Source organism: Streptomyces sp., from assembly GCF_035563135.1.
Taxonomy (GTDB): domain Bacteria; phylum Actinomycetota; class Actinomycetes; order Streptomycetales; family Streptomycetaceae; genus Streptomyces.
This window is the reverse complement of the sequence record NZ_DATMVN010000518.1, coordinates 1-7896: the sequence shown is the minus strand read 5'-3', so window position 1 is coordinate 7896 and position 7896 is coordinate 1. Positions and strand designations below refer to the sequence as shown.

Genomic DNA, 7896 nt, shown 5'->3' with positions numbered 1-7896 from the left:
CAGTTGCGCACGGGTGAAGACCCGTTCGGGCTCGGCGGCCATCGCTGCGAGGAGCCGGAACTCTCCCGGGGTGCACTCCACCCCCGTTCCGTCGATCGCCACCTCGTGACGCACCGGATCGACGGCGAGCGCCCCCACCCGCAGCACGTGGCTGTCCTCACGTCCCCCGTCCCGCCGGGTGCGCCGCAGGAGTGTGCGTACCCGTGCCATGAGCTCGCGCGGGCTGTAGGGCTTGGTCATGTAGTCGTCCGCGCCCAGGTCCAGCCCGAGCAGCAGGTCGTCCTCCGTCGCCCGGGCGGTCAGCATGAGGACCGCCAGCTCCCTTTCCTCGGAGCGCAGGATCCGGAGCACGTCGAGTCCGTCCGCCCGCGGCATCATCACGTCGAGGACGAGCAGGTCCGGCGTCCCCCGCCGGGCCTGCTCCAGTGCGGCGAGACCGTCCGGGACCACCGTGACCGCGTGGCCTTCGCGTTCGAGGTAGCGGCGGACCAGCTCGGCCTGTTTCGCGTCGTCTTCCGCGACTATGACGTTTGCGCACACGGAGGTGATCGTAGAGGAGGCCCCCGAGCCGCAGTCCTCCGCCGTGGGAACGGACCGGCCCGCTCGGCGGCCGGGGCAAAGAGGGCGGGGCCACCCCCGTCCGCGGCAGCGGTCACGAGGCCGGTCCGGCGTCCGGGAACTTCGGCGCTCAGCAGACTCCGTCACCCGGCTCGGGGTTGCCGAGGCCGAACAGCGGGCGCAGCTTGAGCCCGAGCCAGGTGCCGACGAGTGCGACCGCTCCCCACAGCCAGCCGCTCAGGCTGCCCGAGGACACTCCTGCCAGGTAGGCCCCGATGTTGCAGCCTCCGGCGAGCCGGGCACCGACGCCCATCAGCACACCGCCGAGCACCGCCGCGACGGCCGTACGCCACGGAATGCCACGGTGCAGGGCCCAGGTACCGCCGAGCGCTGCGGCGACCGCCGCACCGATCATGATGCCGATGTCGGTGAGGCTGGTCCTGTCGGCGAGCACCGGGCCCGCCAGCATCTCCGCGTTGCCGGGCTGCCGCCACCAGGTCCAGTTCTCCGGGTGGCCGCCGAGCGCGCCCACGAGTTCCGAGCCCCACAGGCTGAACGCGCTCGTGACTCCCCAGGCTCCGCCGGACACCAGCAGCACGCCCGCCCCGAGGACGGCCAGCGCCAGGGCGCCGACGGCCAGCGGCCACGAGCCACGGAGAGCCCGTACGGCCGCGGTGCGCGCCGAGGGTACGGGGCCGAGGGGCGGCGGGTTGCGCCGGGCCTGGACGCGTCGCGTGATCACGACGACCAGCAGCAGCGCGGCGATGGTCACCGCCCAGGAGCCGAACCAGCCGATGTGGTCGGAGAGGACGACGGGTTGCCAGGCGGGGAGGTCCTTCCACAGGTCGAACTGCCAGGCGGCGAGCGTGGCCCCCGCGACGAATCCGCCCAGGGTCAGGAGCACCGGGGTCTGCCCCGACCCGACGGCGAAGAGGGTGCCCGAAGCACAGGCGCCGCCGAGCTGCATCCCGACGGCGAAAAGCAGCGAGCCGGCGATCAGGCCGACTCCGACCGTGCCGCCGGAGGGCGCCGGCTGTGTTCCGAACAGCCCGGTGCTCGTACCGATGAGCAGCGCGAACAGTGTGGCCGTGGTGCCGAGCAGCAGCGCGTGCGCCCGCAGCCCGGTGCCGTTGCCGACGGCGACGAGCTGCCGCCAGGCAGAGGTGAAGCCGAACCGGGAGTGGAAGAGGGCGACGCCCAGGCCGAGCCCCAGCAGGAGCAGCACGCCCGGTTTCGCGCCGTGTGCGAACCACACGTGGGCGGTGAGGGCCACGGCGAGCAGTCCGGACACGACGAGTGGCGTCCTGCGCACCGGGGGCAGGGCGGGCGCCTCCGGCTCGGGCGCCGAGGTGGGGGAAGGGGCGAACAGGGCGGGCAGTGCGCGCGGCGGCGCGGCAGATGGCGCGGTGGTCACGAAAGGTCTCCGGATGTTGCTCGGACGGATGCCGGCATCGGCCGGAGGCGGCGCGGTACGCGCCGCCGGCCCGGGATTCAGCCGCGACAGAGTCCGTCGTCGACGCACCACGCCGAATGCGTGAACAGCGCGAGGCGCAGCGAGAGGGCCGGTGCAGACATGCGTACGAATATACGGACGGCATCCCTCCGGTTGCCTGGATGTCTCACCATGCGGAAGGTCTTTCGAGATGACACCTCACCGCCCGGATGACGCGGGCTCAGCCGCGGCCGTGCCCCGCGGCCCGCGCCGCCGCGCACCGGCACCCGGGCGGAACCATTGACAGGGCCGCGATCCGGGCGGCAGACTCGCATATCCAGTGAAGAAAACTTCACCAGACGAACACCATGGCGGCGAGAACAGCCGGCACCGAGGGAAACCGCCCTCACCTTCCGGGGCGGGCAGGGGTCGGCCGTTCGGGCCCACGCGCGGTCCGGTGGCCCCAGGGACACGGACGCCCCCGAAGCAAGAAGGAGAACGAGCCGTGCACACGACCGTAGGAATCATCGGGGGCGGCCCGGCCGGGCTGCTGCTGTCGCGCCTGCTCCACCGCGCCGGCGTCGACTGCGTCGTCCTGGAGAGCCGTGATCGCGCCTACGTCGAGCAGCGTCAGCGGGCAGGCATCCTCGAACAGTCCACCGTCGACGCCCTGCGCGAGGTCGGGGCCGCGGAACGACTGGACACCGAGGGACTGGTGCATGACGGCGTGGAACTCCGCTGGGAAGGCCGGGCCCACCGGATCGACTTCCCTTCGCTGACGGACGGCCGCCGCGTGTGGGTCTACGCGCAGACGGAGGTCGTCAAGGACCTCATAGCCCTTCAGCTCGCCGACGGCGCCGCCCTGCGTTTCGGGGCCGAGGTCCACTCCGTCGAGGGCGCGGACACCGACCGCCCGACGATCCGCTACACGCACGACGGCCAGGACAAGACGCTGACGTGCGACTACGTCGTCGGCTGCGACGGATTCCACGGAGTGACCCGGGCAGCCGTGCCCGAAGGGGTCCGGCGCACCTATGACCGGGTCTACCCCTACTCATGGCTCGGCATCCTGGCCGATGTGGCGCCGTCCTGCGACGAGTTGATCTACGCCCACTCCCCGCGTGGCTTCGCACTGCACAGCATGCGGTCCCCCGAGGTCAGCCGGCTGTACCTCCAGGTGCCCAACGGCACGGACCCGGCCGACTGGCCGGACGAGCGGATCTGGGACGAACTGGATACCCGGTTCGCACTCGACGGATGGAAGCTGGAACGCGGGCCGATCACCTCCAAAAGCGTGCTCCCGATGCGGAGTTCGGTGACCGAGCCGATGCAGTACGGCCGCGTCTTCCTGGCCGGCGACGCCGCGCACATCGTGCCGCCCACCGGAGCGAAGGGACTCAATCTGGCGGCTGCCGACGTCGTGGTGCTGGGCCGCGCTCTGGTCCGGCGGCACAGGACCGGCGCGTCCGACCTGCTGGACACCTACTCCGCCACGTGCCTGCGTCGCGTATGGCGCGCCGAACACTTCTCGTACTTCATGACCACGACGCTGCACACCGATCCGGACCAGAGTCCCTTCGACACCCGGCTCCAGGTCGCCCAGCTCGACCGCATCGCCGCCTCACCGCACGCGGCGGCCGAGCTCGCGGTGAACTACGCGGGGCTGCCGCTCCCGTGACCGTGAGGGCGTGCGGGCCCGCAGCCATGCCTGTGGGCCCGCCCCCGCCTTCCGCCCCACTCGGGAAGAAGCCCTGCGCCCCCCATTGACACGGGTGCGGACCAAGGAGAAACTCGCACGGCCCGAGAGTGGAAATATTTTCACCTCGCGAACATTTGCTCCCCGATCGTGGCGTTGATCCCTCCGCAGGACAGCCCACCCGCCACAACGCCGTGGCAGAAAGCGAGTGCCCGTGGCTGCCTCGACCACGTCCCCGCCCGACCGTTCCTTCCGGGTGGTCGCTCCGGTCATCGCTCTGTGCTGGCTCGCCGTGTTCTTCGACGGCATGGACGTCAACATCTACGGCGCGACCATGCCGCACCTCCTCGCCGACGAAGGTCTCGGCTTCACCCCCTCTCTGGCCGGCTCCATCGGCAGCTGGACCACCTTCGGCATGCTGATCGGCGCCCTGGCCGCGGGGACACTCACCGACTGGCTGGGCCGGAAGCCCCTGGTCGTGGGCAGCGTCGTGCTGTTCTCGGTCGGATCCGCCCTGTGCGCGGTCGCCCCCGGCGCCACCGTGTTCGGCGCGGGCCGCTTCCTCTCCGGGCTCGGCCTGGGCGGACTGATGCCGATCGGCCTGGCGATCGTCGCCGAGTTCGCTCCGCCGCGCCGCGCCGCCCTCGCCACCGGCCTGATGATGACCTCCTACCACGCGGGCGGCATGGCCGCCACCGGCATCGGTCTCGCCGTGGCCCCCGGGCATGGCTGGCGCTGGGTGTTCTGGGCGGGGGTACTGCCTGCCGTGGTCGCAGTGCCACTGGTGCTGAAGTGGCTTCCGGAGTCCCCCGGAGTGCTCTTCGCCCGGGGCCGCACCGAGGAGGCGTACGCCGTCGCCGACCGGTACCGGCTGGAGCGCCCCGGGACGCAGCAGGCGCCCCAGGCCGGTGCGAAGGGCCGCATGGCGGCGATCACCGCGCTGTTCGCCCCCGGCACCCGCTGGGCGACCCCGCTGCTGTGGATCGCGTCCTTCGCCGGCCTGCTCCTCGTCTACGGCGTCTCCACCTGGCTGCCCGAGCTGATGCGCGCCACCGGCTACTCCCTCTCCTCCTCGGTCACCTTCCTGATGGTGATCAACGCGGGCGGCATCGTGGGCATGCTGATAGCGGGCCGTACGGCGGACAGGTTCGGCCCGGTGAAGGTCTCCGCGCTGTGGTTCGTGCTGACGGCGGTCGGCACGTTCCTGCTGAGGGCGCAGCTGCCGATCGGGGTCGCGTACGCGGTCGTCTTCATCACCGGCATCTGGCTGTTCAGCGCCCAGGTGATGGTGTACGCCGCCACGTCCCGCGTCTACGCACCCCGCGAGCGCGCCACCGGCCTGGGGTGGGTCACCGGCATCGGCCGTACGGGTGCGGTGGTCGGCCCGACCCTCGGAGGCGCGGTTCTCGCGGGCGGTGACGCAGGCCTCGGTTTCACGACGTTCGCCGTGACGGCCGTCCTCGGCGCGCTGGCGATCTCCCTGGTCCCACTGGCCGCCAGGCACCGCCGCGGGAGCAGCCCCGGCGCGGCTCCCGCGCCCGCCGCGACGACGGACTGAGCAGCGAAGGACGAGCCGGGCCCCCGGTGCGGCGCACGGATCGGCCGCACCGGGGGCCCGCCCGCACCGGCTCAGGCGGGATCGAGCGGGACAGCGGCCACGGGCTCCGCCCGCCGGTCCCGTCGTACGGATGGCCGCGCCGCGCGGGGCGCGGAGACCGCGTCCACATCCGCGAGAAGACCGAGCGGTGAGCCGCGTGCTCGCGCGACCCGCGAGCACACGGTTCCGATGGGGCACCCGATGGCCCGGGCCGCCTCGGCGCAGGGCGGCCAGAGGAGCTGGGTGAGCACGAACGCCTCCCGGCGTTCGCCCGGGGCCGCCGCCAGCAGCTCGGCCAGGGCCAACCCCCTCCTCGAAGCCCGGTACCCCCAGGGGCTGAGCCCGCTCGGCCGCGTACTGCCAGTCGTGGCGGTCCGCGAGTCCGGGCCGGACGGCGGCGCTCCATCGGCCACCGGTGAACAGCTCAGGCACGGCGTCCCTCCAGCCCGCACGAGGGAGGGGGCGCGGTGAAAGCGGCCGTGCCGAGCTCGCCGCCCGGAGGAGGCGCGCGAGGGCGCCCCGCGCGTCGAGCGATCCGGCCGGGTGTGGCTCCGGCTTCGTCCGCCCCTCCTGCGACCAGCGCTGCTTTCCGGCCGAAGCCGGGCTTTTCGCATGAGAACCATTTCGAGATCCATGCAGGTCAGGCGGTAGTTTTCGGTTGTACCACCCAATTCTGTCCACATGCCGGACATGTTGCACGGGCGCTGCGCACCGCTTCCGAGCTGCCCGAACGGTCATTCGGTAGGCAGGGTGCGCACGGGCCGGGCCGGAAAGTACTGATCGATGTGCGCTCACTGCCTGCAAGCGCCAGACTCCCCACCGCAGTCACCCCCCTAGCGAAGGAGAAGCACGAATGCGTGACAAGCTCTGCGGGATCAGCGTCTTCACCATGGTTTCGGCACTCGTCATGACCGGCACAGCCGCCGTCGGGGCCGCACAGGCCCGGCCCGCCCAGCCCGCCGGCCTCTACGCCCCGTCGGCCCTCGTCCTCTCGGTCGGCAAGGGCGGCGCCCCCACGGTCACCGTCCAACGAGCCGTCACCCTGAGCTGCGCGCCCCGCCCTGGCGGTACTCACCCTTCGCCCGCCGCAGCGTGTGCGGAACTGGATGCGGTCGAGGGCGAGTTCACCGAGCTGACCACACCCCGGCCCCAGGGGGACTGCACACGTCAGTGGGACCCTGTCGTCCTCGACGCCACCGGCGTGTGGCAGGGCCGCCATGTCTCCTGGTCGGCCACCTTCGGCAACGCGTGCGAAATGCGGGCGAGCCTGGCCGAAGGGCCGGTCTTCTCCTTCTGACCCGGCGTGTTCAGCGGGCGCGTATCGAGGCCTCCGCCCCGACCGGAGCGGGACGCGACCCGAGGCGTCTTCGTCCCGCCCGGTTTCCCGCGCGGCCTGCGACCGCCTGCGTCCCCGCCGTGGCGTGCACGGCGGGGACGCAGGCGGTGTCCGACGCCCGCGATGGGGCCCGTCGGAGGGGGTGGCCGCCGATCAGACGGTCACCGGGTCACCGTCCACTTCTGATTCGCGGCGCCGGTGCAGGTCCAGATCTGCAACCGGGTGGCGTTGGCGCTGCTGCTGCCGGTCACGTCCAGACACTTGTTCGCCTGCGGATTCACGATGTCCCGGGCAGCCGGCGTCGCCCACTGCTGCGCCGCCGAGCCGTTGCAGTCCCACAGCTGCACCCGGGTCCCGTCCGCCGTACCGCCCGACGCGACGTCCAGACACTTGCCCAGCGCACGGATCGTCCCGTCAGCGCCCACCGTCCACCGCTGCGCCGCCGAGCCGTTGCAGTCGTACAGCTGCACCGCCGTACCGTTCGCCACCGCGCCGCCCGCGACGTCCACGCACTTGCCCGCCAGGCCCGTGATGGGCCCCCCGCCGCCCGGCTGGCCGCTGTCGGAGCTGACACGGACGTAGTCGACGAGGAGCTGCTGGGGGAAGACCGTGCTTCCGTCGGGGTCGCCGGGCCAGTAGCCGCCCACCGCGAGGTTCAGGATGACGAAGAACGGTTTGTCGAAGACCCACTGCCTTCCGCCGAGATCGGCGGGGGTGCGCCGCTGGTAGACGGTGCCGTCGACGGACCAGGTGATGGCGCCGGGGCTCCAGTCGACGGCGAAGGTGTGGAACGCGTCGGCGAACGCCTGCCCGCCGGGCAGCGTGTAGCCCGCGCCGATGCCCCCGCTGCCGGAGTAGCCGGGGCCGTGCAGGGTGCCGTGCACGGTGCCGGGTTCGAAGCCGACGTTCTCCATGATGTCGATCTCGCCGCTGTTGGGCCAGCCGACCTGCCCGATGTCGTTGCCCAGCATCCAGAAGGCGGGCCAGATGCCCTGCCCGCGCGGAATCTTCATCCGGGCCTCGACACGGCCGTACGTGGTCGTGAACTTGCCGGACGTGTTCAGCCGGGCGGAGGTGTACTCGCACCGCCCGTACCAGCACTGGTAGTTGCCCGGGTTCTCCTTGCGCGCGGTGATGACCAGGTTCCCCTGGCCGTCGAGAGCCGCGTTGCGGTTGCCGGCGGTGTAGTACTGCCGTTCATGGTTGTTGACGTTGTCACCGGTCTCGATCTGCCACTTACCGCCGTCGACGGCGGAGCCGGCGGGTCCGTCGAACTC

General features: G+C 72.1%; 6 protein-coding genes and 1 pseudogene. 3 read left to right on the top strand and 4 right to left on the bottom strand.

The features are described from left to right. Both VN520_RS22900 and VN520_RS22895 read right to left on the bottom strand, forming a co-directional pair. Nucleotides 1-540, bottom strand: a 540-nt coding sequence (locus VN520_RS22900; RefSeq protein WP_325748817.1) for a response regulator transcription factor, incomplete at its 3' end; no start/stop codon positions are given. Nucleotides 541-688: 148 nt separating this feature from the next. Next, nucleotides 689-1972, bottom strand: a complete 1284-nt coding sequence (locus tag VN520_RS22895; RefSeq protein ID WP_325748816.1) for a YeeE/YedE family protein — start codon at nt 1970-1972, stop codon at nt 689-691. 523 nt (nt 1973-2495) lie between these two features. On the opposite strand from VN520_RS22895, the gene VN520_RS22890 reads away from it, so the two are divergent. After that, the gene (locus VN520_RS22890; protein WP_325748815.1) at nt 2496-3668 is read left to right on the top strand and encodes a 4-hydroxybenzoate 3-monooxygenase; all 1173 of its coding nucleotides are present in this window, start codon (nt 2496-2498) and stop codon (nt 3666-3668) included. A 232-nt stretch (nt 3669-3900) separates the two neighbouring features. Continuing rightward, nucleotides 3901-5244 carry an aromatic acid/H+ symport family MFS transporter gene (locus VN520_RS22885; protein ID WP_325748814.1) on the top strand — a complete coding sequence of 448 codons (1344 nt, stop codon included), beginning with the start codon at nt 3901-3903 and terminating at the stop codon, nt 5242-5244. A 71-nt stretch (nt 5245-5315) separates the two neighbouring features. On the opposite strand, the pseudogene VN520_RS22880 reads toward VN520_RS22885, so the two are convergent. Next, nucleotides 5316-5682, bottom strand: a pseudogene (locus tag VN520_RS22880) (RNA polymerase subunit sigma); the annotation flags it as partial. 454 nt (nt 5683-6136) lie between these two features. Here VN520_RS22880 and VN520_RS22875 point away from each other — a divergent pair. Then, nucleotides 6137-6580, top strand: coding sequence for an SSI family serine proteinase inhibitor (locus VN520_RS22875; RefSeq protein ID WP_325748813.1), 444 nt, complete (start codon nt 6137-6139; stop codon nt 6578-6580). A 200-nt stretch (nt 6581-6780) separates the two neighbouring features. Here the strand turns inward: VN520_RS22875 and VN520_RS22870 are convergent. After that, the coding region (locus tag VN520_RS22870; protein WP_325748812.1) for a lectin at nt 6781-7896 on the bottom strand (1116 nt) is incomplete at its 5' end.

Bases quoted from the DNA above. Each gene is read 5' to 3' on its own strand.
- VN520_RS22875 (WP_325748813.1), top strand. From the start codon at position 6,137: ATGCGTGACAAGCTCTGCGGGATCAGCGTCTTCACCATGGTTTCGGCA.